The following is a 23,048-nucleotide window of genomic DNA, read 5'->3' on the forward strand; positions in this document are numbered from 1 at the left end:
ACGCCCGCCGCTGACCCCTGCCGTGCCCATGGCTCACCTCGAACTCCGCAACGTCGTCCAGCGCTATGCCACCCCGGACGGCTTCCACACCGTGGTCGACGGCATCAGCCTGACCATTTCCCCCGGCGCCATCGGCTGTCTGCTCGGCCCCTCGGGCTGCGGCAAGACCACCCTACTGCGCTGCATCGCCGGCTTCGAGGAGATCGCCGCCGGCGAAATCCGCCTGGCCGGCGAGACGGTTTCCTCCCCCAGCGCCCACCTGGCTCCGGAAAAACGTCGCATCGGCATGGTGTTCCAGGACTACGCCCTCTTCCCCCACCTCACTGTGGCCGCCAACGTGGCCTTCGGCCTGGGTCACCTGCCCCGGGGCGAACGCGCCCCCCGGGTGGAGGAGATGCTGCGGCTGGTGGGCCTCACCGGCCAGGGGGCAAAGTATCCCCACGAGCTTTCCGGCGGCCAGCAGCAGCGCGTCGCCCTGGCCCGGGCCCTGGCCCCCCGGCCCCGCCTGGTGCTGCTCGACGAGCCCTTTTCCAACCTGGACACGGAACTGCGCGAGCGCCTCTCCCTGGAAGTGCGCGACATCCTCAAGCAGAGCGGCACCACCGCCATCCTGGTCACCCACGACCAGCACGAAGCCTTCGCCATGGCCGACGAGGTGGGGGTGATGCACGGCGGCCGGCTGCAACAGTGGGACCCCCCCTACAACCTCTACCACCGGCCGGCCAACCGCTTCGTCGCCGACTTCGTCGGCCAGGGCGCCTTCATCCCCGGGCGGGTGGTGAGCCCCACCGAAGTGACGGTGGAACTGGGCCGGCTCGAATCGGCGGTGCCCCTGGAGTGCGGCGCCGCCAACCCCGCCGGCCAGTCCTGCGCCACCTGCCCCAAGGCCGAATCGGGCTGCCACGTGGACGTGCTGCTGCGCCCCGACGACGTGGTGCACGACGACCTGAGCCCGATCACCGCCGCCGTCGAGCACAAAGCCTTCCGCGGCGCCCAGATCCTCTACACCCTGCGCCTGGACAGCGGCGCCCGGGTGCTCGCCCTGGTGCCCTCGCACCACAACCACGCCCTGGGCGAGAAGATCGGCATCCGCCTCGACGTGGACCACGTGGTGACCTTCCAGGCGCCGGCCACGGCCGCAATCTCCCCGACCACCGCTGCCTCCGCCGCGCCATGATCCCCTGGCTGCGCCCCGGCGCCGCGCCCCGCTTCCCCCCCACCGGCCTGGCCCTGGACGAGCCCAACGGGCTCCTGGCCGCCGGCGGGGAGCTGTCCGCCGCCTGGCTGCTGGCCGCCTACCGGCGCGGCATCTTCCCCTGGTATGGGAACGACCAGCCGATCCTGTGGTGGTCACCGGACCCGCGCATGGTGCTGTTTCCCGGCGAATTCAAGCTTTCCCGCTCCCTGGCCCGGCGACTGCGCCAGGGGCGCCTGGCCAGCGGCCCCTACCAGGTACGCCTGGACACGGCCTTCGCCGAAGTCATGGCCGCCTGCGCCGACATGCCCCGGCCGGGCCAAGACGGCACCTGGATCGTGCCGGCCATCCACCGGGCCTATGGCGAGCTTCATGAACTGGGCCGCGCCCATTCGGTCGAAGTCTGGGTGGAGGAACGGTTGGTGGGTGGGCTGTACGGCGTAGCCATCGGGCGCATGTTCTATGGCGAGTCGATGTTTTCCCGGGAGAGCGATGCTTCCAAGGTGGCCCTGGCCCATCTCGTCCGTTTCCTCCACAGTCACCGTTTCGGGCTGATCGACTGCCAGATGCGCACCCCCCACCTGGCCTCCCTGGGGGCCCGGGAAATCCCCCGGGGCGAGTTCGAGGCATGGCTGGCCGAACTGACCGGAGCGCCCGAGGCGTATCCTGACGGACTCTGGCCCGCCGACGGGGCCCGACTTCCGCCGCAATCCCCCTGGCAAGACTGACGACTAACCATGGCGCTGCTCGACGATTCCGAATTGCCCTTCTCGCTGCTGCAGTTCTACGCGACGTCGCCCTATCCCTGCAGCTATCTGGCGGACCGCACCGCCCGCTCCCAGGTCGCCACCCCCACCCACCTGATCACCACCGAGGTCTACAGTTCCCTGGTGCGGCGCGGCTTCCGCCGCAGCGGCGTGTTCACCTACCGCCCCTGGTGCGACCACTGCCGGGCCTGCGTGCCGGTGCGTCTGCCGGTGGAGCGCTTCGTCCCCGACCGTTCCCAGCGCCGCGCCCTGCGCCGCAACGGCCACTTGGCCGTGCGCGAACTGCCCCTGGGCTTCTACGACGCTCACTACGACCTCTACAACCGCTACCAGGCGGCCCGCCACCCGGGGGGCGGCATGGATCAGGACAGCCAGGAGCAGTACGCCCACTTCCTGCTGCAAAGCCGGGTGGACACCCGGCTGGTGGAATTTTCCGACGCCGGCCGGGTGGTCATGGTCAGCGTCATCGACGTGCTCACCGACGGCCTGTCGTCGGTCTACACCTTCTTCGACCCGGACCTGACCCAGGCCAGCCTGGGCACCTACAACATCGTCTGGCAGGCCAGCCAGTGCCTGGCCAACCACCTGCCCTACCTGTACCTGGGCTACTGGATCCGGGAGAGCCCGAAGATGGCCTACAAATCCCGCTTCCGCCCCCTGGAGGGGCTGGTGGACGGCGAGTGGCGGGCGCTGACCGAGGCCGACCTGCAAGGCCCCGTCCCCGGCTGACACGGGCAAACCCCGCGCCAGTGGCCGATCTCCAGAGGGGCATTGCGCAGGACCAGCATCGGCGCGCCATCCCGCGATGGCATCGTCGAGGTCCGCGCCCTGCCTGGGGTCCGGGCCGATGGTCGGCCGGCTCCCGGGGCTGGGGTAAAATGGCGGGATGCTCTATACCCTGCTCCGCTCCGCCCTCTTCTCCTTCGACCCCGAGACCGCCCACCACCTGGGCCTCTCCGGGATGAACTTCACCGCCGCCTGCGGTCTCTCCCGCCTGCTGGCCCCCGCCATTCCCGCCCACCCGGTCGAGGTGATGGGCCTGACCTTCCCCAACCCGGTGGGCCTGGCCGCCGGCCTGGACAAGAACGGCGAGTACATCGACGGCCTGGCCGCCATGGGCTTCGGCGCCATCGAGATCGGCACCGTCACCCCCCGCGCCCAGCCGGGCAACCCCAAGCCCCGCCTGTTCCGCCTGCCCGAGGCCCAAGCCATCATCAACCGCATGGGCTTCAACAACCACGGGGTGGACGGCCTGCTCGCCAACGTGGCCCGGTCCCGCTTCGCCCAGAGCGGCGGGGTGCTCGGCATCAACATCGGCAAGAACTTCGACACCCCCATCGACAAGGCCGCCGACGACTACCTGACCTGCCTAAACAAGGTTTACAGCGTATCGAGCTACGTCACGGTCAACATCTCCAGCCCCAACACCAAGAACCTGCGCGAACTGCAACGGGACGAGGCCCTGGACGACCTGCTCGGCCAGCTCAAGGCGGCCCAGACCCGCCTGGCCGACCAGCACGGCCGCTACGTGCCCCTGGCGCTGAAGATCGCTCCGGACCTGGAGCCGGCCCAGATCGTGGCCATCGCCGACGCCCTGAAGCGCCACCGCATCGACGGGGTGATCGCCACCAACACCACCATCGGCCGCGAAGGGGTCGAGGGCCTGGCCCACGCCCAGGAGGCCGGCGGCCTGTCCGGCGCGCCGGTGCGCCTCAAGTCCGACGCCGTGGTGCGCGCCCTGGCCGAAGCCCTGGCCGGCGAAGTGCCGATCATCGGCGTGGGCGGCATCCTCAACGGCCTGGACGCACGCAAGAAGGCCGAGGCCGGCGCCAGCATGGTCCAGCTGTACACCGGCTTCATCTACCGGGGCCCGGACCTGATCCGCGAAGCCGCCACCGAACTGGCCAAGGTCCTGCCGCGCAAGGGCTGACCCCCGCCGTTCCGGGGCCGGCCGGCCCCGGAAAACATCCTCACCGGCGCAGGGGAAAGCTTGGATTTCACGGGCTTTCCCGGTCTCTCTGACCGTATCCTGTCCAAAAATACCTCATCCACCCCGACGGCATGGTTGAAGCCCGGCCCGGGGAAGCCGATAATCCGGGCCAGCCAATGCAGTTCACACAGCCATTCGAGCCAATGCACTTCTTGCTATGAGCCATTACCTGTTCGTGGTCGTCGGCGCGGTGCTGGTCAACAACGTCGTGCTGGTGAAAATCCTCGGGCTCTGCCCGTTCATGGGCGTTTCCAAGAAACTGGAGACCGCCCTCGGCATGGGCGCCGCCACCACTTTCGTGCTCACCGTAGCCACCGGCGCGTCGTACATCATCGACCATTTCCTACTGCTGCCCTTCGGCCTGGAATACCTGCGCACCCTGTCGTTCATCGTCACCATCGCCGCCATCGTCCAGCTCACCGAGATGGCGATCCAGAAGTCCTCGCCGGTGCTGCACCAGACCCTGGGCATCTACCTGCCGCTGATCACCACCAATTGCGCCGTCCTCGGCGTGCCCCTGCTCAACGTCACCAACCGCCACGATTTCGTCGAATCCCTGCTGTTCGGCGCCGGCTCGGCGGTGGGCTTTTCCCTGGTGCTGATCCTGTTCGCCGGTATCCGCGAACGGATCGAGGGCGCCGACGTGCCGGCCTACTTCAAGGGCACCGCCATCGCCATGGTCACCGCCGGGCTGATGAGCCTGGCCTTCATGGGCTTCTCCGGCCTGGACAGGTACCAGTGATGCTGTCCGCCATCGCCGTCATGGCCCTGGGCGCCCTGGTTCTGGGCGCCGCCCTGGGATACGCCTCGATCCGCTTCAAGGTCGAGGGCGATCCCCTGGTGGACAAGATCGACGCCTGCCTGCCCCAGACCCAGTGCGGCCAGTGCGGCTTCGCCGGCTGCCACCCCTACGCCGAGGCCATCGCCAAGGGCGAGGCCGACATCAACCAGTGCCCCCCCGGTGGCGAAGAAGGCATCCGCCGCCTGGCCGACCTGCTCGGCCGGGAATTCAAGCCCCTGTCCGCCGATCACGGGGTGGAAAAACCCAAGGCCGTGGCCCTGATCGACGAGCAGACCTGCATCGGCTGCACCCTGTGCATCCAGGCCTGCCCGGTGGACGCCATCGTCGGCGCCGCCAAGCAGATGCACACCGTGGTCGAATCCCTGTGCACCGGCTGCGAGTTGTGCCTGCCGCCCTGCCCGGTGGAATGCATCAGCATGGAACCCATCGCCGAGGACATCGCCACCTGGAAGTGGAAGTACCCGGTGACGGCAATCCGGCCGGCGGCGGCCACGCCGCTCCACCCATCTCCCGCGCAGGCCGCCTGATGGGCATTTTCTCCTTCAAGGGCGGGGTCAAGCCCGCCAGTCACAAGGCCGAATCCACCGCCCTGCCCATCGGCGAGGCTCCCCTGGCGGCGCGCTACGTGGTGCCATTGCACCAGAGCATCGGCGGCACACCCCGGCCCTGCGTCGCCGTAGGCGATGCCGTGCTGCGCGGCCAGCGCATCGGCGAGGCCGACGGCTGGATCTCGGCGGCGGTGCACGCCCCCACCTCGGGCACCGTGGTGGCCATCGAGGACGCCCCCATGCCCCACCCCTCGGGCCTGCCCGCCCTGGCGGTGGTGATCGAGGCCGACGGATGCGACGCCTGGATCGAGCGCCAGCCAGCGGACCCGGCAGCCCTGGGCCCGGACGGGGTGCGCGCCTACCTACAGCAGAGCGGCGTAGTCGGCCTGGGCGGGGCGGTGTTTCCCTCCCACGCCAAGCTCAGCGCCGGCAAGGCCGGGGCCCTGGACGAGCTGGTGATCAACGGCGCCGAGTGCGAGCCCTACATCACCTGCGACGATCTGCTGATGCGGGAGCGGGCCGAGGGCATCGTCGCCGGCACCGCCCTGTTCCGCGATCTGCTCAAGCCCAAGCGGGTGCTGATCGGCATCGAGGATAACAAGCCCGAGGCCATCGCCGCCATGCAGGCCGCCGTGGCCAAGGCCGGCGAAGACTTTGCCGTGGTGGCGGTGCCCACCCGCTACCCCACCGGCGGCGCCAAGGAGCTGATCCGGGTGCTCACCGGCAAGGAAGTGCCCGCCGCCCAGCGCTCCACCGACCAGGGCGTGCAGTGCTTCAACGTCGCCACCGCCTACACCGCCTGGCGCGCCGTGGCCTTTGGCGAGCCGGTCACCTCCCGGCTGGTCACCGTCACCGGCAACGTGGGCAGCGCCCGCAACTGGGACGTGCGCATCGGCACCCCCATCGCCGAGGTGATGGCCCTGGCCGCCCCCAACCCGGATACCGACGGCGTGGTCATGGGCGGGCCGATGATGGGGGTGATGCTGCCCGACACCGCCGCTCCGGTGGTCAAGGCCACCAACTGCCTGATCGCCCATTCGCCGGCCCTGTTTCCGCCCAAGCCGGCGGAAATGCCCTGCATCCGCTGCGGCGAGTGCGCCCGGGCCTGCCCCCACCAGTTGCAACCCTTCGAGCTGTACTGGTGGAGCCGCGCCAAGAACTTCGGCAAGGCCCAGGAATACGCCCTGTTCGACTGCATCGAATGCGGTTGCTGCAACTTCGTCTGCCCCTCCCACATCCCCCTGGTGTCCTACTTCCGCTTCGCCAAGAGCGAGATCTGGGCCCGGGAAAAGGAAAAGGCGGCGGCCGAAGCGGCCAAGACCCGTTTCGAATTCAAGCAACTGCGCGACGAGCGGGAAAAGGCCGAGAAGGCCGAGCGCCTGGCCAAGGCCGCCGCCCGCCAGGCGGAAAAGACGGCACCGGCCGCCACGGCGTCGGAGCGACCGGCGCCGGCGGCCCCCGGCGCCGACGTCACGACTAGCGCTACCGTGGCCGCCCCCTCCCCGGCCGCCGACGGCAACGGCGATGCCGAAGCCGCCAAGAAGGCCGCCATCGCCGCCGCCCTGGAACGTGCCCGGGCCCAGCGCGCCAGCGCGGTGCCGCGCAACACCGACGGCCTTAGCCCGGCCCGTCAGGCCGAGATCGCCGCCATCGACGCCCGCCGCGAGTCCGCCACGCCAGCCACCGCGCCGACACCGGTTGCAAGCGCAGCCCCAGCCCCAGTCCCGGCCGACGCCACCACGGACGAGGAAGCGGCCAAGAAGGCCGCCATCGCCGCGGCCATGGCCCGCGCCCGGGCCCAGCGCGCCGCCGCCAAACCGCGCAACACCGATAATTTGACGCCGGCCCAGCAGGCGGCGGTGGCGGCCATCGACCAGCGCCGCGAGAGCACCGGGCTGGCCTCCCCGGCTGGTGCGACCGGCACGGCCGCCGCCCCCCTCTCCACCGATCCCCACGCCGCACCGGCCTCTTCGCCCCCCGCGGCCGATGCCGACCGCACCAGCACGCCTTGACGCCATGATCGACCAACCCGCGCCCTATCTGCTCAAGCCGGCCAGCGTCACCCGGGTGATGGCCCAGGTGCTGCTCGCCCTGGTGCCAGGCATCGCCGCCTACGTCTGGTGGTTCGGCCCGGCCATCCTGGTCCAGCTGGCCATCGCCAGCGCCACAGCACTGGCAGCCGAGGCCGCCATGCTGGGCCTGCGCGGCAAGCCGGTGGGGCCTGCCCTCGCCGACCTGTCGGCCCTGGTCACCGCCTGGCTGCTGGCACTGACCCTGCCCCCCATCGTGCCCTGGTGGCTGACGGTGGTGGCGGTGCTGTTCGCCATCGTGGTGGCCAAGCACCTCTACGGCGGCCTGGGCCAGAACCCCTTCAACCCGGCCATGGTGGGCTTTGCCGTGGTCATCGTCTCCTACCCGGCCCTGGTCTCCCAGTGGCCGGGAATTTCCGGCCCGGACGCCTTCGCCGCCCAGCTCGACGCCATCCTCGGCCACCGGGCTGGGCTGGACGCCCTGACCGGCGCCACCCCCCTCGACCACCTGAAGACCGCCCTCAAGCTGGCAGAAGGCAACGGCAGCGTCGCCGCAGTGCTGGCCGACGCTGGCATCTACGGCCCCCTGGGCGGCCGGGGCTGGGAATGGGTGGGGCTGGGCTACCTGGCGGGCGGCCTGTTCCTGGTGGCGAGGCGGATCATGACCTGGCACGTGCCGGCGGCCTACCTGGGCGCCATGGCCGTCCTGGCCGGCGCCCTGTGGCTGTTCGACGGCGCCAGTTTCGCCTCGCCCCTGTTCCACCTCTTCTCCGGCGGCACCCTGCTCGGTGCCTTCTTCATCGCCACCGACCCGGTGTCGGGCAGCACCACGCCCCGGGGCAAGCTGCTTTTCGCCGCCGGCGCCGCGACCCTGGCCTACCTGATCCGGGTGTTCGGCGGCTACCCGGACGGGGTGGCCTTCGGCGTGCTGTTGATGAACCTGTGCGTGCCCCTGATCGACATGTACACCCAGCCCCCCATCTTCGGCGCCAAAGCCATGGCCGAACTGGGCCGCAAGGAAGGCCGCTGACATGCACGGCCCCCAACCCCCAATGCCCGGGACGACGCCCCCGGCGCCGGCCGGCGTGATCGGCGCCGCCGCCATGGCGCGGTGCACCGCCCTGATCCTGTTCGTCTTCGTCATCGTCTTCACCGGCCTGCTGGCCGGGGCCTACCGCCTCACCCGGCCGGCCATCGAGGCCTCGGCCCGGGAGGAGAAGATGCGCCTGATCAACGAGGTGCTGCCCCCGGGCAGCTACGACAACGACCTGCTGGCTGACGCCCTGGCCCTGCCCGCCACCCCGGAACTGGGGCTGCCCGACGGCGGCCAGGTGCTGCGCGCCCGCAAGCAGGGCCGGCCCGCCGCCCTGGTGCTCGAAGCCGTGGCGCCGGATGGCTACGCCGGAGCGATCCGCCTGGTGCTGGCGGTGGGGGCCGACGGGCGGCTGCTCGGCGTGCGCGTCACCCAGCACAAGGAAACCCCGGGCCTGGGCGACTACATCGACCCGAACAAGGACAAGAACAAGGCCCATCCCTGGATCGGCCAGTTCGCCGGACTGTCCCTGGCCGACGTGCCGGCATCGGGCTGGCGGGTGAAGAAGGACGGCGGCCGCTTCGATTCCGTGGCCGGCGCCACCGTCACCCCCCGGGCCGTGGTCAAGGCGGTGAAGAAGGCCCTGGACTTCGCCGCCGCCCGGGGCGAGGCCCTCTACGCCGTCAGCGCCAAGGAGCAACCATGATCCGCCGCGACGAATTCGCATCGATCGCCAACAACGGCTTGTGGAAACAGAACAGCAGCCTGGTGCAGATCCTCGGCATGTGCCCGCTGCTGGCGGTGACCACCAACGCCACCAACGGCGCCATGCTGTCCCTGGCCACCCTGTTGGTGATGGCCCTCTCCGGCGCCGCCGTGGCCAGCCTGCGCCACCTGATCCCCCACGAGATCCGTATCCCGGTGTTCATCCTCATCGTCGCCACCCTGGTGACGATGGTGGACCTGGCCTTCAACGCCGGCCTGCACGGGCTCTACCTGGTGCTCGGCATCTTCATCCCGCTGATCGTCACCAACTGCATCGTGCTTGCCCGGGTGGAAGCCTTCGCCGCCAAGAACCCGCCCCTGCACAGCGCCCTGGACGGGGTGTTCATGGGCCTGGGCATGCTATGGACCCTGAGCCTGCTCGGCGGGCTGCGCGAACTGATCGGCGCCGGCACCCTGCTGTCGGGCATCGAGCTGGTGATCCCCGGCACCCACGCCCTGCGCCTCCTGCCGGAAGACTACCCGGGCCTGCTGCTGGCCTCCCTACCCCCCGGCGCCTTCATCCTGCTCGGCTGCCTGATCGCCTGGAAGAACTGGATGGAGGCCCGCGCCGCCCGGGCCAAACGGCCGCCGCTGCCCCATTCGCCTTCCAGCCCCGCTCCAGCCGCCGCCGGCCCCCAGGGATGACCCCGTGAACGCCGCCAAACGACAGGAAATCTTCCGCCGCCTGGCCGCCGCCATGCCGGCACCCACCACCGAGCTGGAATACGACAGCCCGTTCCAGCTGCTGATCGCCGTGATCCTCTCGGCCCAGGCCACGGACGTGGGCGTGAACAAGGCCACCCGCCTGCTCTTCCCTGCGGCCCCCACCCCGGACGCCATGCTCGCCCTGGGCGAAGCCGGCCTGAGCGAGTACATCAAGACCATCGGCCTCTACCGCACCAAGGCCAAGAACGTCATCGCCACCTGCGCCCTGCTGCTCGAACGCCACGGCGGCGAGGTGCCCCAGACCCGGGACGCCCTGGAAGCCCTGCCCGGCGTGGGCCGCAAGACCGCCAACGTGGTGCTCAACACCGCCTTCGGCCACCCCACCATCGCGGTGGACACCCACATCTTCCGCGTCGCCAACCGGACCCGGCTGGCCCCGGGCAAGACGCCCCTGGCGGTGGAGCAAGCCCTGGAGAAAGTCGTGCCGGCCGTCTACAAGCAGGACGCCCACCACTGGCTGATCCTGCACGGCCGCTACACCTGCAAGGCGCGCAAGCCCGACTGCGGCGCCTGCTGCATCGCCGACCTGTGCGAGTACCCCGGCAAGACCGCGGACACGCCGCCGCCCTTATGACCCACCGATGACCGTCGCCTAATGACCGTCGCAACCGCCCTCGTCGCTGGTGTCGATGCCCTCCCTGGCCTGGTGGACCAGGCCGTGGCCCAAGCGCAGGCCAAGCTTGGCGGCCAGCATCCCCGGGCGGCCCTCCTGTTCCTGTCCGAGGAATTCACCCGCATCGCCCGGGAAACCCTGCGCCAGGCCACCCGGGCCACCGCCACCACCCAGATCGCCGGGGCCGTGGCCATGGGCGTGTGCACCGAAGAAGGCTGGGTGGTAGACCGCCCTGCCGTGGCCGTCATGCTGTTCTGCGACGACGACGGCCTGGCGCCAAGCGGCAGCGGCATGCCCCTGTCCCTGGCCGGCACCCCCCATCTGTTGCCGGACTGGCAGGGCGGCCCGCCCCGCTTCGGCGGCAGCTTCAGCCCCCTGGGCGGCAGCTTCAGCCCGCTGCACGTGCCGCCGGCCACGCCGGTCTGGAGCCAGTCGCGCCTGGCCAGCGACGGCCGGGCCGAAGCCTATTTCCCCGGACTGACCCTGGACTGGAACGTCTCCCTGGGCCTGGAACTGCTCGCCCCACCGGCCCTGGTCACCGGTGTGGAGGGCTACGACCTGCACACCCTGGGCCAGCGCCCCGCCCTGGAAGCCCTGCTGGCGGCCCTGCCCGAAGCGGTGCGGCAGCGTACCCCCCTGCCCCTGCACCAGCTGGTGGCGGTGGTCGCCGACGGCAAACCCGACGAGGCCCTGGCCGCCGGCCGAGCCCGCATCGTCCCACTGCTCGCCGCCAACCTGGACCGTTCCATCACCCTGGCCCGCCGGGTCACCCCGGGGGCCCAGGTAACCTGGGGCCTGCGCCAGCCCCAGGGCGCCGAGCACGAAATGGAAACGGCCATGGAACGCTTGCGCAAGCGAGCACCCCAGCCGGAATTCGGCCTGATGTTCTCGTGCATCGGCCGCGGTCCCTACTTCTACGGCAGCGACGACCTGGACCTGCGCGCCTTCCGCAACGCCTATCCGGGGCTGCCGATCATCGGCGCCTACGGCTGCGGCCAGCTGGTGCCCAACCCCGGCGGCGGCGCGCGCCAGCTCAACAACAGCGTGCTGGCGGTGGTCGCCTCCCGAGCCGGCTGACGACCGCTCCCTTCACTCTCTTCCCCCTCTTCGATTCCCGGCCTTGCAGCCCCACCCAGCGAGCAACACCATGTTCAACCCCAGCCGTGACCAGGTGCGCCAGTTCTTCTGCGACACCTACCGCAAGTGGCGCGATGGCGCCGTCCTCTCCGGCGCCGAAATCCCGGCCGCCGACATCATCGCCCTGCATCCCGAATACCACGGCCTGCTGGCCGACCCCGAGGCCCTCGGCAAGGAATGGACGCCCGAGCAAGGCACGATGAACCCCTTCCTGCACCTGTCGCTTCACCTGGCGGTGGCCGAGCAGTTGTCGATCGACCAGCCCCGGGGCATCCGCGCCGCCTACGACGGGCTGCGCCGCCGCTTCGACGACGAGCACGAAGCCCTGCACCGCCTGCTCGAATGCCTGGGCGAAGCCGTCTGGAAAGCCCAGCGCAACGGTGGGGTGATGGACGCGGAGGGCTACCTCGAATCGATCCGCAGGAGCTCTCCCGGCGCCTGAAAAACCGTGCTCTAATCAACGCCGCAGCATTTCCAACCGTGACAGGCGCCCACAGAGGTCAGCCGTCCCAAGAGCCACCAGGAGGAGAGCAACATGCTGGAAAGTCTGCGCCTGCGCACCAAGATGCTGGTCATCACCGCCACCGTGATGATCGGACTGATCCTGATCACCGCACTTGCCGCTTTCAACACCCGCCATGAGCTGATCGAGGGGCGCAAGGCCCTGGTCCGCACCCAGGTGGAAAACGCCTACAACGTCATCGCCGGCCTCCAGGCCCTGGAAGCGGCGGGCACCCTGACCCGGGAAGAGGCCCAGGGCCGGGCCAAGGAAATGATCCGCCTGGCCCGCTACGGCGGCGCCGACGGCAAGGCCGAATACCTCTACGTCTGGTCCACCGAGGGGGTGAGCGTGATGCACCCGGTCAAGCTCGACTGGGCCGGCAAGAACATGAGCGACCAGATCAAGGACGCCAAGGGCCGCTTCACCATCCGGGACATGCTGGCCGGCGTGGCCAACGCCCCGGCGGCCTACGTGGACACCGCCTTCCCCCGCCCCGGCCAGCCGCCGGAAAAGGCCGTGCCCAAGCTCCAGTACGTGATGAAGTTCGCCCCCTGGGGCTGGGTGGTGGGCACCGGCATCTACCTTGACGACGTGGACAGCGAATTCCGCGAGCGCATGGCCGTCAACCTCACGGTGGCCCTCGCCATCCTGCTCGCCACCGGATTCATCACCTTCCTGATCAGCCGCAGCATCCTGCGCCAGGTGGGCGGCGAGCCCGCGGAAGCCATCGACCTGATGGCCCGGGCCTCCGCCGGCGACCTGACGGTGAACGTGCCGCCGGCCCCCGCCGGCTCCATGCTCGCCTCCTTCGCCACCATGGTCGCCGCCATCCGCGCCATGGCCCGGGAAATCGGCCAGGGCTCGGAAACCCTGGTGACCAACGCCGAGCGCATCAGCACCGCCGCCCGGGAAGTCTCAGTCTCGTCCCACCAGCAGGCCGACGCCACCTCGGCCATGGCCGCTGCCATCGAGCAGATGACGGTGAGCATCAACCACATCTCGGCCAGCGCCCAGGACACCCGCAACGAATCCCTGCGCTCGGCGGAACTGGCCGAACAGGGCGAAGGCCGGGTCGAAGACGCGGTGCGGGCCATGACCACCATTTCCGAGAGCGCCAGCCAGACCGCGGAGCGCATCCGCTCCCTGGAAGAGCGGGCCCAGCAGGTCTCGTCGATCGCCGGGGTGATCAAGGAGATCGCCGCCCAGACCAACCTGCTGGCCTTGAACGCCGCCATCGAGGCGGCCCGGGCCGGCGAGGCCGGCCGCGGCTTCGCCGTGGTGGCCGACGAGGTGCGCAAGCTGGCCGAACGCACCTCCACCGCCACCGTGGAGATCGAGGAGATGCTTCAGGGTATCCAGAGCGAAACCAGCGAAGCGGTCCAGGTCATGGGTGCCGCCCTGCCTCAGGTCAACGCCGGCGTCGACATGGCCCAGAACGCGGCCGAATCCCTGCGCGGCATCCGGGAAAGCGCCGCCAACACCCTGGACCGCATCAACGACGTAGCCGACGCCACCCACGAGCAAAGCGCCGCCAGCACCAGCATCGCCCAGAAGGTCGAGCACATCGCCCAGATGGTCGAACAGACCAGCGCCGCCATGCAGAACACCGCCGCCACGGCGGAAAGCCTGGAAAAGCTCGCCGCCGAACTGAACACCCTGGTGCGGCGCTTCAAGTATTAGGCAGAGTGGGGAAAAAAAGAGGTAGGTCACTTCGACCCACCTCTTTTTCGGCACCATCCAACCCGATTAGCACTACATTTTTTCAGTTTCGCAGTTATCCATAACCGTGGTTTGCCAGCCTGGACGCCACCGGCATTTCTTGCAACGCGAGTCTGCGGCTTCGTCTCCCGATGTCCCAACGGCGGCATTTTCATGGCTATTTTGCGTGACATTCCCACGGCTGGAATAGCCCTGTGATTCTAGCTGTACGTCAACGTTCTCACCGGCTTGCCCCCCTGAAACATTACCCTTAACACCGGGGTGCCACGAAAGATAAGACGCGTCATAGAGCCGTCTTGCCGCCGGAGTAGTCAGCACTTTGTAGGCATGACGCATCTCATCGAGGATTTCGGGCTGTGGCGGAGTCCCGTCTATCAGGCTTTGCTTTAATCGCTCCAGACCGTGACGGTAGGCATCCACGATCTCCCCTTGGGACGCCCCAAACTCAATATTCAACGCCTGGTAATAATCGACTTGCTTTCGATGCCTCATCGCCAACCTTCCACCATTCTTGACGCCGATCTGACGAAACGACAAGCGGATTCTACAACAAAAAATGACAAAAGATTAATTTACAAATGCCAATATCATTGTAAAAATTGGAGCGAGGGCAATAGCACACCATCACAATTCAATAAGGCATAAAACAACAGAAGCGAAAACACCAGCAACACCTTGGTGCTCAAGCGCAAAAGAAAGTAAGTAGTTGTAGCGCTTAGGGACTTAAAGCTTGCAAGGCGGCTACACGGGCTTGTATATCTGGGTGAGACGCCAACAAAGTGCCACGCTCATCAGAATGCGTACTTTGGTTTTGTTCAAGGCGAAGCAATATCTGCCCCAGCAATTCGGGGGACAGCCCCGCCTGACGCAGCCGGTCGGCCGCGTAGCGGTCCGCCTCCGACTCGAAGTCCCGGGAGTAGCGGAATTCCAGTACCAGGGCAGCCATGCCGCTGGCCAGGGACGACACGTCGCCCAGGTAGAGGCCGACCGCGTAGGCCACCACCGAGCTTTGCAGCAGCTGGCGCAGGCCGTGGCGATAGGCCACATGGCCCAGTTCGTGGGCCATCACCGCCACCACCTCGTCGTCGCTGCCGGCCAGTTTCACCAGGGAGTCGAATACCACCACGTCGCCGCTGGGCAGGGCGAAGGCGTTGGGCATCGGCCCCTGGCGGAAATGCAGCGCGTAGGCCGGGCGCCCGGCACCGCCTTGCGGCGGGCCGAGCACGGCCGCCATCCGGCTGCGCAGTGCCTGCTGGCGCTCCTCCGGCAGGGCCGAGGGCTTGAGCAGGGTCCTGTCCAGGGTCGACAGGGCCGCGTCCGAGATGTGCTGGGTCAGCGCCGCCGGAATCCGGGGGGCCACGATTCCCGCGGCCCAGGGCAGCCCCCACTGGTAGGCGGCGGCCAGAGCCGCCACGGTGACGACGAGGGACGCCAGGGCCACCGTCCAGCGACGCTGGAGGCGGGCCACGGCGCCGCTGGCTCCATCCCGGGTGCCGAGCCTGGCTCCGAGCTGGGCCAGGAGGTCTGCGCCACCGCTCGTGCGGGGGATCTCGCAGTGACCGCCGTCGGGCAGGGTCAGCACCCGGGGAGCCCCGCCCAGGGGTTCGTCCAGACGGCATGCGTCGATGGGGTAGGAGCGGCTCACGGCCTCGCCGTCCAGGCATAGCCGGTCGCCGTCCAGGCGCAGGACGACCCCCTGGCGGCGGGCGCTGCGGCCGTCGTAGAAATCGATCGAGGCAGTCATCGACGGGTCGGGTTGGTGTGCGAAAGGCCTGTTCAGAAGGCCACGTCCAGATCGAACATCTCGGCCGCCTCGTCGCCCAGGGCGCTGGCCCTGGTGCTCTCACCGGCCACGAAGGCCTCAAGCCCACCCCAGGCGGTGAGGGATAGGCCGGCGGCCCGGTAGCGGGCCAGGCGTACCTTGGCCCAGGGCCAGAACAGGCCCAGGGTGCAGATCGTCGCCAACCAGTTGGTCGCCACCAGGAAGAAGTACGGCAGCACCCGCAGCCGGCTGGCGAAACCGTGGTCAGCCAGGCGGGTGTGGTTCCACACCAGGTTGGTCATGCCGACGATGACGTAGGGCATGAACAGCAGCTGGAAGCCCAGCACTGCCACCATCAACAGCAACGGCACCATCGGCGCGACGGAATCGCCCAGTTGCCAAACCAGGAAAACCAACGCGGCGACCAGGACCACACCGCCCAGCAGGGGCTTTAGGAAAAGGGCGAAGAACGGCCCCGACGTGGCGGTGCAGGTGAACGGTGCCGAACCGTAGCGCAGGTTGTCGAGCACGAAGCGCTTCTGCCGTTGCAGCCACAGGGGAAACAGCAGTCCCAGGCTGAGCAGGGTGAGCAGACCGAAGCCGACGAAGGTGCTCAGGGCCTGGCGATAGGTGCCGTGGAACGAAAAACGCAGCCCCCGGTAGCTGGTGTTATAGGCGCGGAAACGGAAGGCCCGCACCGCCAGCCACGGCACCAGGGGCACCAGGGCCAGCAAGGCGAGGCCATGGGCCACCGGGCCGGCTTTCTCGGCCACCGACAGGGCCATCAGCAGGACAAAGGCCACCGCCCGCCCCTTGAGGATGGCCTGGGGCTTGGCGTGGTAGGTGAAGCCGCTGCCGTCGAGCAGCAGGTTGCGGTGGAAGAACTGCTCGCGGCGCACCTTGGCCCAGGCCGAGTAGATGCCCAGGGTGAGGATCGAAAGCAGGAGGTTCACGATCCAGATGCGGAAATACTCACCGCCGCTGCCGACGAATTCGAAATCGAAGCGCTGGGCACCGTCCCCCGAACCACCGCCATAGGACGGCGGCGTCGCCGGCGTGCCGCCGCCGGGCGGGACGCTGCGCACCGCCCGGCCCTCCCGGTCACCACCACCGTCCAGCCGGTGTTCGACGCCGGCGCGGGACGCGGGCGGACAGGCGGCGTCGTAAGCGCCCCGGGCCGTCGGGTCGGACAGGGTCCGGTATGCTCGGCTCAAGGCATCCAGGACCTCGGGACCCGGCGCGGTGCCGGTGTTCAGGCCATGCTGCAGCCGGGCCAGGCCGCGCCGGTAGGCGGCGTTCACTTCAAGCGGGGACGCATCACGTGCGATCCCGAGCACTTCGTAATGGTCGGCGGCGGTATCCCGGACCGTCATGGCATCCTCTCCCGGAGGTCAGTTATTGACGAGAGGCTGACGCTTCCCGCGGGAGAGGATTTTACGTCGTCGTCATTGTATTTGTATCGATCCGAAGACAATCCGGCGAAAAAAATCAGCCGCCCACATCCACCACCAGGCGCCCGCGTACCTTGCCATCGACGATGTCGTGGGCGGCGCCGATCACCTCCGCCAAACCGATGTGGCGGGTCATGGCGGCGAGCTTGGCCGGGTCCAGGTCCCGGGCCAGGCGCTGCCAGGCGGCCAGGCGCAGTTCAAGGGGAGCCATGACACTGTCGATGCCGCACAGGGTGACACCGCGCAGGATGAAGGGCGCAACGGTCGACGGGAAATCCATGCCCTGAGCCAGGCCGCAGGCGGCCACAGCGCCCCGGTAGCGGGTCCCGGCGCAGACGTTGGCCAGGGTGTGGCTGCCCACCGTATCCACCGCGCCGGCCCAGCGCTCCTTGGCGAGAGGCCGGCCCGGGGCGGCCAGTTCGGCCCGGTCGATGACGGTGGCGGCGCCCAGCTGCTTGAGATAGTCCGTCTCGGCGAGACGGCCAGTAGAAGCGATCACCGCGTAACCGAGCTTGGCCAGCAGCGCCACCGCCACCGAGCCCACCCCGCCGGCGGCGCCGGTGACCAGCACCTCGCCCTTGTCCGGGGTGACGCCGTGGGCTTCCAGGGCCAGCACGCAGAGCATGGCGGTGTAGCCAGCAGTGCCGATGGCCATCGCCTGGGCAGGCGTGAAGGCCGCCGGCAACGGCACCAGCCATTCGCCCTTGACCCGGGCCTTGGCGGCGTAGCCGCCCCAGTGGCCTTCGCCCACGCCCCAGCCGTTGAGGATCACCTGGTCGCCGGGCTTCCAGGAAGGGTTGGCGCTCTCCAGCACGGTGCCGGCGAAGTCGATGCCCGGCACCATCGGGTAGCGCCGCACCACCGGGGATTTGCCGGTAATGGCCAGGCCGTCCTTGTAGTTGACCGTGGAGGCGGCCACCGCCACGGTGACGTCGCCTTCGGTGTTGGCGATCAGGTCGCTGTCGTTGAGTTGGACCAGCCGGGCGCTGACCGCTCCCGTATCGCCGGACTTTTCCACCAGGATGGCATCGAACATGTATGGTCTCCAGAGCGTCTATTGAAGCGATAGCCAAAAGGAAATACCCGGCTGTGACATGAAAACCGCCGGCGTGCCGTACAATCGGCACCAAGATACGGAATAAGTAAAACGGTTGCTCAAAACATAATCCGCGATCAGGCCGGGCAGCGGGGCGTGCGATCCACACCCGCCGGCGGCCTCGCCCTGCAGGAGAGAACATCATGGCCGATCTTTTCGCCCCCGTCGACCCGGGGGCCATGCCCCGCAATGGCGGCATCGGAATACCCCGGCGGCATCGGCACGACAACCGCCGTGCATATCGCCAACATTCCCGGTTCCCCCTCTGGTAGCCTGGGCCGCACCGTTCCCGCCCTGCCGCATCGCCCCCCGGCCAACCCCTCGCCAGGCCACGCTTCCGGCCCCGTTCCAGCGTTCAGACCCGCCCCATGACCTCTCCCCGTTTCAGCGGCACCGACCGCTACGTCGCCCCGCCCGACCTGACCCTGGCGGTGAACGCCGCCGCCACCCTGCAGCGCCCTCTGCTCATCAAGGGCGAGCCGGGCACCGGCAAGACCCTGCTGGCCGAGGAAGTGGCCCGGGCCCTGGGGCTGCCCCTGTTCCAGTGGCACATCAAATCCACCACCAAGGCCCAGCAGGGGCTCTACGAGTACGACGCCGTCTCGCGCCTGCGCGACGGCCAGCTGGGAGATCCGCGGGTCCACGACATCGCCAACTACATCGTCCCCGGCGTGCTGTGGCAGGCCTTTGCCTGCGACACCCCGTCGGTGCTGCTGATCGACGAGGTGGACAAGGCCGACATCGAGCTCCCCAACGACCTGCTGCGGGAACTCGACCGCATGGAGTTCCACGTCTACGAGACCCGCGAGACGATCCGCGCCAGGCACCGGCCCATCGTCATCATCACCTCGAACAACGAGAAGGAGCTGCCGGACGCCTTCCTGCGCCGCTGCTTCTTCCATTACATCCGCTTCCCCGACCGGGACACCATGGCCGGTATCGTGGACGTGCATTACCCGGGGCTGAAGAAGGAGTTGCTGGCCGAGGCCCTGGAAGTCTTCTTCGGCCTGCGCGACGTGCCCGGGCTGAAAAAGAAGCCTTCCACCTCGGAGCTGATTGACTGGCTCAAGCTGCTGCTCGCCGAGGACATCCCGCCGGATGCACTGCGCGCCAAGGACGGCAAGGCAGCCCTGCCGCCGCTGCACGGCGCCCTGCTCAAGAACGAGCAGGACGTGCATCTCTTCGAGCGCCTCATCTTCCTCAACCGGCAAGGACGCGGCTGACCCCCACCCCATGCTCACCGACCTTCTCGATCTCAGCCCCGAGCACAGCCGCCCCGGCGACTCCGCCGACATCGATACGGCCGACGCCCGGGCCAGGGCGCTGCTCGAAATGTTCCCGGTGCCGGTCACGGTCTCGCGCCTGAGCGACGGTCTGCTGTTCTACTGCAACCGCCGGGCCGAGGACCTGCTGGAAATCGGGGGTGTGGACTGGCACGACATCCAGTCCACCCGCTTCTACGCCAACCACGACGATCGGGCCGAGATGGTGCGGGAGCTGCTCATCGCCGGCCGGGTCACCGACAAGGACATGCGCTTCCGCAGCTGGAGCGGACGGGAATTCTGGGCCCACCTGTCGGCCCAGCGCTGCCGCTTCGGCGACGACGAGGCGCTCATCGTCTCGTTCCACGACGTGGACCAGCAGCGCCTCCTGGCCGAGGCCACCCGTTCCCGGGAAGCCTTCCTGCGCGGCCTGTTCGACGCCCTGCCGATCGCCGTGCTGCAAACCGACCGGCAAGGCAGGATCGAATTCATCAACAACGCCAGCCAGGCCCTGTTCGGCCTGTCGCTGCACGAGTTCCGCCGCCGCGACTGGTGGCGCACCTTGTTTCCGGACAAGGATTACCGAGCTTTCGCCTCGGAACACCTAACCCGGCTGATGGATCAGGCCCGCCAGCGCCGCAGCCGGATGGAAGTCGGCGCCAACGGCTCCAGCGACCGCATGGAACTGAAGGCGGTCTGCTACCACCCCCGGCGCGAAGAGCGGGACCTGGAATTCCTCTACGTAGACATGGACAGCCACGGCCTGTGGACCCTGGTGGACGTGACCGAACAGAACCAGGCCGAGCGCTCCCTGCTCGCCGCCAACCTGGATCTGCAACAGCAACTGGCCGAAAACCAGCGCCTCCAGGAACAGCTGCGCGAGCAGGCGGTGCGCGACCCTCTCACCGGCCTGTTCAACCGCCGCTATCTGGACGACATCCTGGACGGCGAACTGGCCCGGGCCCGGCGCCAAGGCTACCCGGTGGCCGTGGTGATGCTCGACATCGACCACTTCAAGCGCCTCAACGACACCTACGGCCACCAGGCCGGCGACGAGGTGATCCGCCGCCTGGGCGGCACCCTGCGCCGCAACTCGCGCAGCGGCGACCTGCTCTGCCGCTACGGCGGCGAGGAATTCATCCTGGTGCTGCCCAACATGGGCCAGGACGACGCCCTGGTGCGCTGCGAGGCGTTGCGCCGCTCTTTCGCCAGCGAGCCGGTGCGCTTTGGCCGCCAGGAACTGTCCGCCACCCTGTCCGGCGGACTGGCCCTCTTCCCGTTCCACGGCGAGGACCGGGACCAGCTCATCCGGGCCGCCGATGGCGCCCTCTACGCCGCCAAGGCCGCCGGACGCAACCGCCTGCGCCTGGCCGACGCCCCCCTGGCTTCGGTGGAGTCCGACTGCGGCGACGGGATGCTTCCGTGCTGATCGACTTCTTCCTCCACCTCAAGCAGCGCGGGCTACCCGTATCCGTCACCGAGTTCCTCACCCTGCTCGAAGCCTTGCAGGCCCGGGTGGTGGCCGTGGACAGCGAGAGTTTCTACCTGCTTGCCCGCACCACCCTGGTCAAGGATGAATCCCGCTACGACCTGTTCGACGCCGCCTTCGGCGAGTACTACCGGGGGCTGGCCGCAGCCCCCGACCCGCTTGCCGACCTGCAACGCGCCCTGCCCCGGGAATGGCTGGAACTGCTGGCCAAGCGGGTGCTTTCGGCGGAGGAACGGGCCGCCCTGGAAAAGCTCGGCTGGGACGAACTGTTCAAGCGCCTGGAAGAGCGCCTGGCCGAACAGAAGGAACGCCACGCCGGCGGCAGCAAATGGATCGGCACCGGCGGCACCTCCCCCTTCGGCCACGGCGGCTACCATCCGGAAGGCATCCGCATCGGCGGCCCCTCGGCGGGCAATCGCACCGCGGTGAAGGTCTGGGAGAAGCGCGAATACCAGAACCTGGCCGACGACGTGGAACTGGGCACCCGCAACATCAAGGTGGCCCTGCGCCGGCTGCGCCGCTTCGCCCGCCAGGGCGCCGCCACCGAGCTGGACCTGGACGCCACCATCGCCGGCACGGCGCGCAACGCCGGCACCCTGGACCTGCACCTGCGCCCGGAGCGGCACAACGCGGTGAAGGTGCTGCTCTGCCTCGACGTGGGCGGTTCCATGGACGACCACGTGCGGGTCTGCGAGGAACTTTTCTCGGCAGCCCGCAGCGAGTTCAAGCACCTGGAGCACTACTACTTCCACAACTGCGTCTACGAGAACCTGTGGCGCGACAACCGGCGCCGCCACGACGAGCGGGTGCCCACCTGGCAGGTGCTGCACACCTACCCGGCCGACTACCGGCTGATCTTCGTCGGCGACGCCACCATGAGCCCCTACGAGATCATCCAGCCTGGCGGCAGCGTCGAGCACTGGAACGAGGAGCCCGGCGCCGCCTGGCTCAAGCGCATGCTCGCCGCCTACCCCCGGGCGGTGTGGCTGAACCCGGTGCGCGAATCCCACTGGCCCCACAGCCATTCGCTGCGCATGGTGCGGGAGCTGATGGGCGAACGGATGTTCCCCCTCACCCTGGACGGCCTGGGGCGGGCCATCCGCGCCCTGTCCCGGCCCTCCTGAGCGGCCTCGCCACGCCCTTTGCCGGGGCTACGCCGGCACGACGGCATGACGAAGCGGTGTTAATGGGGCAGAATCTCGCCTAATATGGCTTACGTCATATTCGTTTCGGCCACATTCCGGCGGTCGTCCCCTGCCCATTCCCACGTTCTTGCTCCGTCCAGGGTCCCTGGCGGGCGTCTACCCGTGCTCCATTCCCTCCTCGCTGCTACCCGTTCCCGCGCCACGGCCCGGTGCCGCCTCCTTGCGGCCGTCGCAGCCTGCTTGCTCCCGATCCTCGCCGGTCCGGCGGCGGCCCAGGGCGGCCGCCTGGTGGAGGTGCAGAACCGGGGCGAGGTGCGGGTCTGCATCTGGCCCGACTACTACGGCATTTCCTTCCGCAACCCCAAGACCCGCCAGGTGGTGGGCGTGGATGCGGACATGGCCCGGGAACTAGCCAAGGAGTTGGGCGTGCGGCTGCGTTTCGTGGACAGCTCCTTCGCCACCCTGTCGGACGACCTGCTCGGCAACCGCTGCGACCTGGCCATGTTCGCCATCGCCGTCACACCGGCGCGCAACGCCGTGCTGCGCTTCACCCACCCCCACCTGCGCAGCGACATCTACGCCATCACCACCCGGGCCAACCGGCGCATCAAATCCTGGAGCGACATCGACACCGCCGGCGTGGTCGTGGCGGTGGCCAAAGGCACCCTCCACGAAAACATCATGCGTGAACGGCTGCGCCACGCCACCCTGCTCGTCACCACCACGCCCCACGAACGGGAGCAGGAGGTGGAAGCGGGCCGCGCCGACGTTTTCATGACCGACTTTCCCTACAGCCGGCGCATGCTCGAATTCGCCGACTGGGCCCGGGTGCTGGCGCCGCCGGCCCCCTACCACCTGTCGGACTACGCCTACGCCATGAAGCCCGGCGACGACCGCTGGTACGCGCGCATCGAGCGTTTCGTCGCCGACGTGCAGCGCGACGGCCGCCTGCTCGGCGCCGCCCGACGCTACGGCCTCGACCCCATCGTGATCGCTCCGAGCCGCTGAAAGCCCTC

Annotated in this window: 22 protein-coding genes; 18 read left to right on the forward strand and 4 right to left on the reverse strand. The window is 68.9% G+C overall.

Annotated features, from left to right (window positions below; all coding sequences use genetic code 11):
• Nucleotides 1-28 precede the first annotated feature (28 nt).
• From LWW89_RS04995 to LWW89_RS05060, 14 genes are all read left to right on the forward strand, one after another.
• Nucleotides 29-1,177 carry an ABC transporter ATP-binding protein gene (locus LWW89_RS04995; protein ID WP_293262052.1) on the forward strand — a complete coding sequence of 383 codons (1,149 nt, stop codon included), beginning with the start codon at nt 29-31 and terminating at the stop codon, nt 1,175-1,177.
• Nucleotides 1,174-1,923 (forward strand): leucyl/phenylalanyl-tRNA--protein transferase, encoded by a 750-nt coding sequence (gene aat, locus LWW89_RS05000; protein ID WP_293262055.1) that lies wholly within the window; start codon nt 1,174-1,176, stop codon nt 1,921-1,923. Before LWW89_RS04995 ends, aat begins: the two co-directional genes overlap by 4 nt.
• 9 nt (nt 1,924-1,932) lie before the next feature.
• Nucleotides 1,933-2,691: an arginyltransferase gene (locus LWW89_RS05005; RefSeq protein WP_293262058.1), complete on the forward strand. Its 759-nt coding sequence runs from the start codon at nt 1,933-1,935 to the stop codon at nt 2,689-2,691.
• 157 nt (nt 2,692-2,848) lie between these two features.
• Nucleotides 2,849-3,892: a quinone-dependent dihydroorotate dehydrogenase gene (locus tag LWW89_RS05010; protein ID WP_293262061.1), complete on the forward strand. Its 1,044-nt coding sequence runs from the start codon at nt 2,849-2,851 to the stop codon at nt 3,890-3,892.
• Between the two features lie 217 nt (nt 3,893-4,109).
• Entirely contained in the window at nt 4,110-4,694 is a 585-nt protein-coding gene (gene rsxA, locus LWW89_RS05015) for an electron transport complex subunit RsxA (protein ID WP_293262064.1), read from the forward strand.
• Entirely contained in the window at nt 4,694-5,281 is a 588-nt protein-coding gene (rsxB, locus tag LWW89_RS05020; RefSeq protein ID WP_293262067.1) for an electron transport complex subunit RsxB, read from the forward strand. Before rsxA ends, rsxB begins: the two co-directional genes overlap by 1 nt.
• Nucleotides 5,281-7,314: an electron transport complex subunit RsxC gene (rsxC, locus tag LWW89_RS05025; RefSeq protein WP_293262070.1), complete on the forward strand. Its 2,034-nt coding sequence runs from the start codon at nt 5,281-5,283 to the stop codon at nt 7,312-7,314. The genes rsxB and rsxC overlap by 1 nt, the downstream gene beginning before the upstream one ends.
• A 4-nt stretch (nt 7,315-7,318) precedes the next feature.
• Entirely contained in the window at nt 7,319-8,362 is a 1,044-nt protein-coding gene (locus LWW89_RS05030; RefSeq protein WP_293262073.1) for an RnfABCDGE type electron transport complex subunit D, read from the forward strand.
• A gap of 73 nt (nt 8,363-8,435) precedes the next feature.
• The gene (gene rsxG / locus LWW89_RS05035) at nt 8,436-9,071 is read left to right on the forward strand and encodes an electron transport complex subunit RsxG (RefSeq protein WP_293262178.1); all 636 of its coding nucleotides are present in this window, start codon (nt 8,436-8,438) and stop codon (nt 9,069-9,071) included.
• Complete coding sequence (locus LWW89_RS05040; RefSeq protein WP_293262076.1) at nt 9,068-9,775, forward strand: electron transport complex subunit E; 708 nt, start codon at nt 9,068-9,070, stop codon at nt 9,773-9,775. The genes rsxG and LWW89_RS05040 overlap by 4 nt, the downstream gene beginning before the upstream one ends.
• Before the next feature lie 4 nt (nt 9,776-9,779).
• Nucleotides 9,780-10,430 carry an endonuclease III gene (gene nth, locus LWW89_RS05045; protein ID WP_293262079.1) on the forward strand — a complete coding sequence of 217 codons (651 nt, stop codon included), beginning with the start codon at nt 9,780-9,782 and terminating at the stop codon, nt 10,428-10,430.
• A 21-nt stretch (nt 10,431-10,451) separates the two neighbouring features.
• A complete protein-coding gene (locus LWW89_RS05050) occupies nt 10,452-11,546 on the forward strand; it encodes an FIST C-terminal domain-containing protein (protein WP_293262082.1) in 1,095 nt (364 codons plus the stop codon).
• Between the two features lie 70 nt (nt 11,547-11,616).
• Nucleotides 11,617-12,048 carry a DUF1841 family protein gene (locus LWW89_RS05055; protein ID WP_293262085.1) on the forward strand — a complete coding sequence of 144 codons (432 nt, stop codon included), beginning with the start codon at nt 11,617-11,619 and terminating at the stop codon, nt 12,046-12,048.
• Nucleotides 12,049-12,141: 93 nt separating this feature from the next.
• Complete coding sequence (locus LWW89_RS05060) at nt 12,142-13,788, forward strand: methyl-accepting chemotaxis protein (RefSeq protein ID WP_293262088.1); 1,647 nt, start codon at nt 12,142-12,144, stop codon at nt 13,786-13,788.
• Nucleotides 13,789-13,860: 72 nt separating this feature from the next.
• On the opposite strand, the gene LWW89_RS05065 is transcribed toward LWW89_RS05060, so the two are convergent.
• The 4 genes from LWW89_RS05065 to LWW89_RS05080 all read right to left on the reverse strand — a co-directional run bounded on the left by LWW89_RS05065 (nt 13,861) and on the right by LWW89_RS05080 (nt 18,076).
• Nucleotides 13,861-14,364 carry a hypothetical protein gene (locus LWW89_RS05065; protein WP_293262091.1) on the reverse strand — a complete coding sequence of 168 codons (504 nt, stop codon included), beginning with the start codon at nt 14,362-14,364 and terminating at the stop codon, nt 13,861-13,863.
• A gap of 178 nt (nt 14,365-14,542) precedes the next feature.
• A complete protein-coding gene (locus tag LWW89_RS05070; protein ID WP_293262094.1) occupies nt 14,543-15,571 on the reverse strand; it encodes a M48 family metallopeptidase in 1,029 nt (342 codons plus the stop codon).
• Between the two features lie 32 nt (nt 15,572-15,603).
• Nucleotides 15,604-16,962, reverse strand: coding sequence for a DUF898 family protein (locus LWW89_RS05075; protein ID WP_293262097.1), 1,359 nt, complete (start codon nt 16,960-16,962; stop codon nt 15,604-15,606).
• Between the two features lie 115 nt (nt 16,963-17,077).
• Nucleotides 17,078-18,076, reverse strand: a complete 999-nt coding sequence (locus LWW89_RS05080; protein ID WP_293262100.1) for an MDR family oxidoreductase — start codon at nt 18,074-18,076, stop codon at nt 17,078-17,080.
• Between the two features lie 428 nt (nt 18,077-18,504).
• Here LWW89_RS05080 and LWW89_RS05085 point away from each other — a divergent pair, with 428 nt between their 5' ends.
• The 4 genes from LWW89_RS05085 to LWW89_RS05100 all read left to right on the forward strand — a co-directional run bounded on the left by LWW89_RS05085 (nt 18,505) and on the right by LWW89_RS05100 (nt 23,040).
• Nucleotides 18,505-19,359 carry a MoxR family ATPase gene (locus tag LWW89_RS05085; RefSeq protein ID WP_293262103.1) on the forward strand — a complete coding sequence of 285 codons (855 nt, stop codon included), beginning with the start codon at nt 18,505-18,507 and terminating at the stop codon, nt 19,357-19,359.
• Nucleotides 19,360-19,369: 10 nt separating this feature from the next.
• A complete protein-coding gene (locus LWW89_RS05090) occupies nt 19,370-20,827 on the forward strand; it encodes a diguanylate cyclase (protein WP_293262106.1) in 1,458 nt (485 codons plus the stop codon).
• Nucleotides 20,821-22,011: a VWA domain-containing protein gene (locus tag LWW89_RS05095; RefSeq protein WP_293262109.1), complete on the forward strand. Its 1,191-nt coding sequence runs from the start codon at nt 20,821-20,823 to the stop codon at nt 22,009-22,011. Before LWW89_RS05090 ends, LWW89_RS05095 begins: the two co-directional genes overlap by 7 nt.
• A 261-nt stretch (nt 22,012-22,272) precedes the next feature.
• Nucleotides 22,273-23,040 carry an ABC transporter substrate-binding protein gene (locus LWW89_RS05100; protein ID WP_293262112.1) on the forward strand — a complete coding sequence of 256 codons (768 nt, stop codon included), beginning with the start codon at nt 22,273-22,275 and terminating at the stop codon, nt 23,038-23,040.
• Nucleotides 23,041-23,048: the final 8 nt, after the last annotated feature.

This window comes from Oryzomicrobium sp., from assembly GCF_021287045.1.
Lineage (GTDB): Bacteria > Pseudomonadota > Gammaproteobacteria > Burkholderiales > Rhodocyclaceae > Oryzomicrobium.

Excerpts from the sequence above, each read along its gene's own strand:
- LWW89_RS04995 (WP_293262052.1), top strand. The coding sequence starts at position 29 with ATGGCTCACCTCGAACTCCGCAACGTCGTCCAGCGCTATGCCACCCCG.
- LWW89_RS05075 (WP_293262097.1), bottom strand. The coding sequence starts at position 16,962 with ATGACGGTCCGGGATACCGCCGCCGACCATTACGAAGTGCTCGGGATC.
- LWW89_RS05030 (WP_293262073.1), top strand. The coding sequence starts at position 7,319 with ATGATCGACCAACCCGCGCCCTATCTGCTCAAGCCGGCCAGCGTCACC.
- rsxB (WP_293262067.1), top strand. The coding sequence starts at position 4,694 with ATGCTGTCCGCCATCGCCGTCATGGCCCTGGGCGCCCTGGTTCTGGGC.
- LWW89_RS05005 (WP_293262058.1), top strand. The coding sequence starts at position 1,933 with ATGGCGCTGCTCGACGATTCCGAATTGCCCTTCTCGCTGCTGCAGTTC.
- LWW89_RS05070 (WP_293262094.1), bottom strand. The coding sequence starts at position 15,571 with ATGACTGCCTCGATCGATTTCTACGACGGCCGCAGCGCCCGCCGCCAG.
- LWW89_RS05060 (WP_293262088.1), top strand. The coding sequence starts at position 12,142 with ATGCTGGAAAGTCTGCGCCTGCGCACCAAGATGCTGGTCATCACCGCC.
- LWW89_RS05080 (WP_293262100.1), bottom strand. The coding sequence starts at position 18,076 with ATGTTCGATGCCATCCTGGTGGAAAAGTCCGGCGATACGGGAGCGGTC.
- LWW89_RS05050 (WP_293262082.1), top strand. The coding sequence starts at position 10,452 with ATGACCGTCGCAACCGCCCTCGTCGCTGGTGTCGATGCCCTCCCTGGC.
- rsxC (WP_293262070.1), top strand. The coding sequence starts at position 5,281 with ATGGGCATTTTCTCCTTCAAGGGCGGGGTCAAGCCCGCCAGTCACAAG.
- LWW89_RS05085 (WP_293262103.1), top strand. The coding sequence starts at position 18,505 with ATGACCTCTCCCCGTTTCAGCGGCACCGACCGCTACGTCGCCCCGCCC.
- rsxG (WP_293262178.1), top strand. The coding sequence starts at position 8,436 with ATGGCGCGGTGCACCGCCCTGATCCTGTTCGTCTTCGTCATCGTCTTC.
- LWW89_RS05090 (WP_293262106.1), top strand. The coding sequence starts at position 19,370 with ATGCTCACCGACCTTCTCGATCTCAGCCCCGAGCACAGCCGCCCCGGC.
- rsxA (WP_293262064.1), top strand. The coding sequence starts at position 4,110 with ATGAGCCATTACCTGTTCGTGGTCGTCGGCGCGGTGCTGGTCAACAAC.
- LWW89_RS05040 (WP_293262076.1), top strand. The coding sequence starts at position 9,068 with ATGATCCGCCGCGACGAATTCGCATCGATCGCCAACAACGGCTTGTGG.
- aat (WP_293262055.1), top strand. The coding sequence starts at position 1,174 with ATGATCCCCTGGCTGCGCCCCGGCGCCGCGCCCCGCTTCCCCCCCACC.
- LWW89_RS05055 (WP_293262085.1), top strand. The coding sequence starts at position 11,617 with ATGTTCAACCCCAGCCGTGACCAGGTGCGCCAGTTCTTCTGCGACACC.
- LWW89_RS05010 (WP_293262061.1), top strand. The coding sequence starts at position 2,849 with ATGCTCTATACCCTGCTCCGCTCCGCCCTCTTCTCCTTCGACCCCGAG.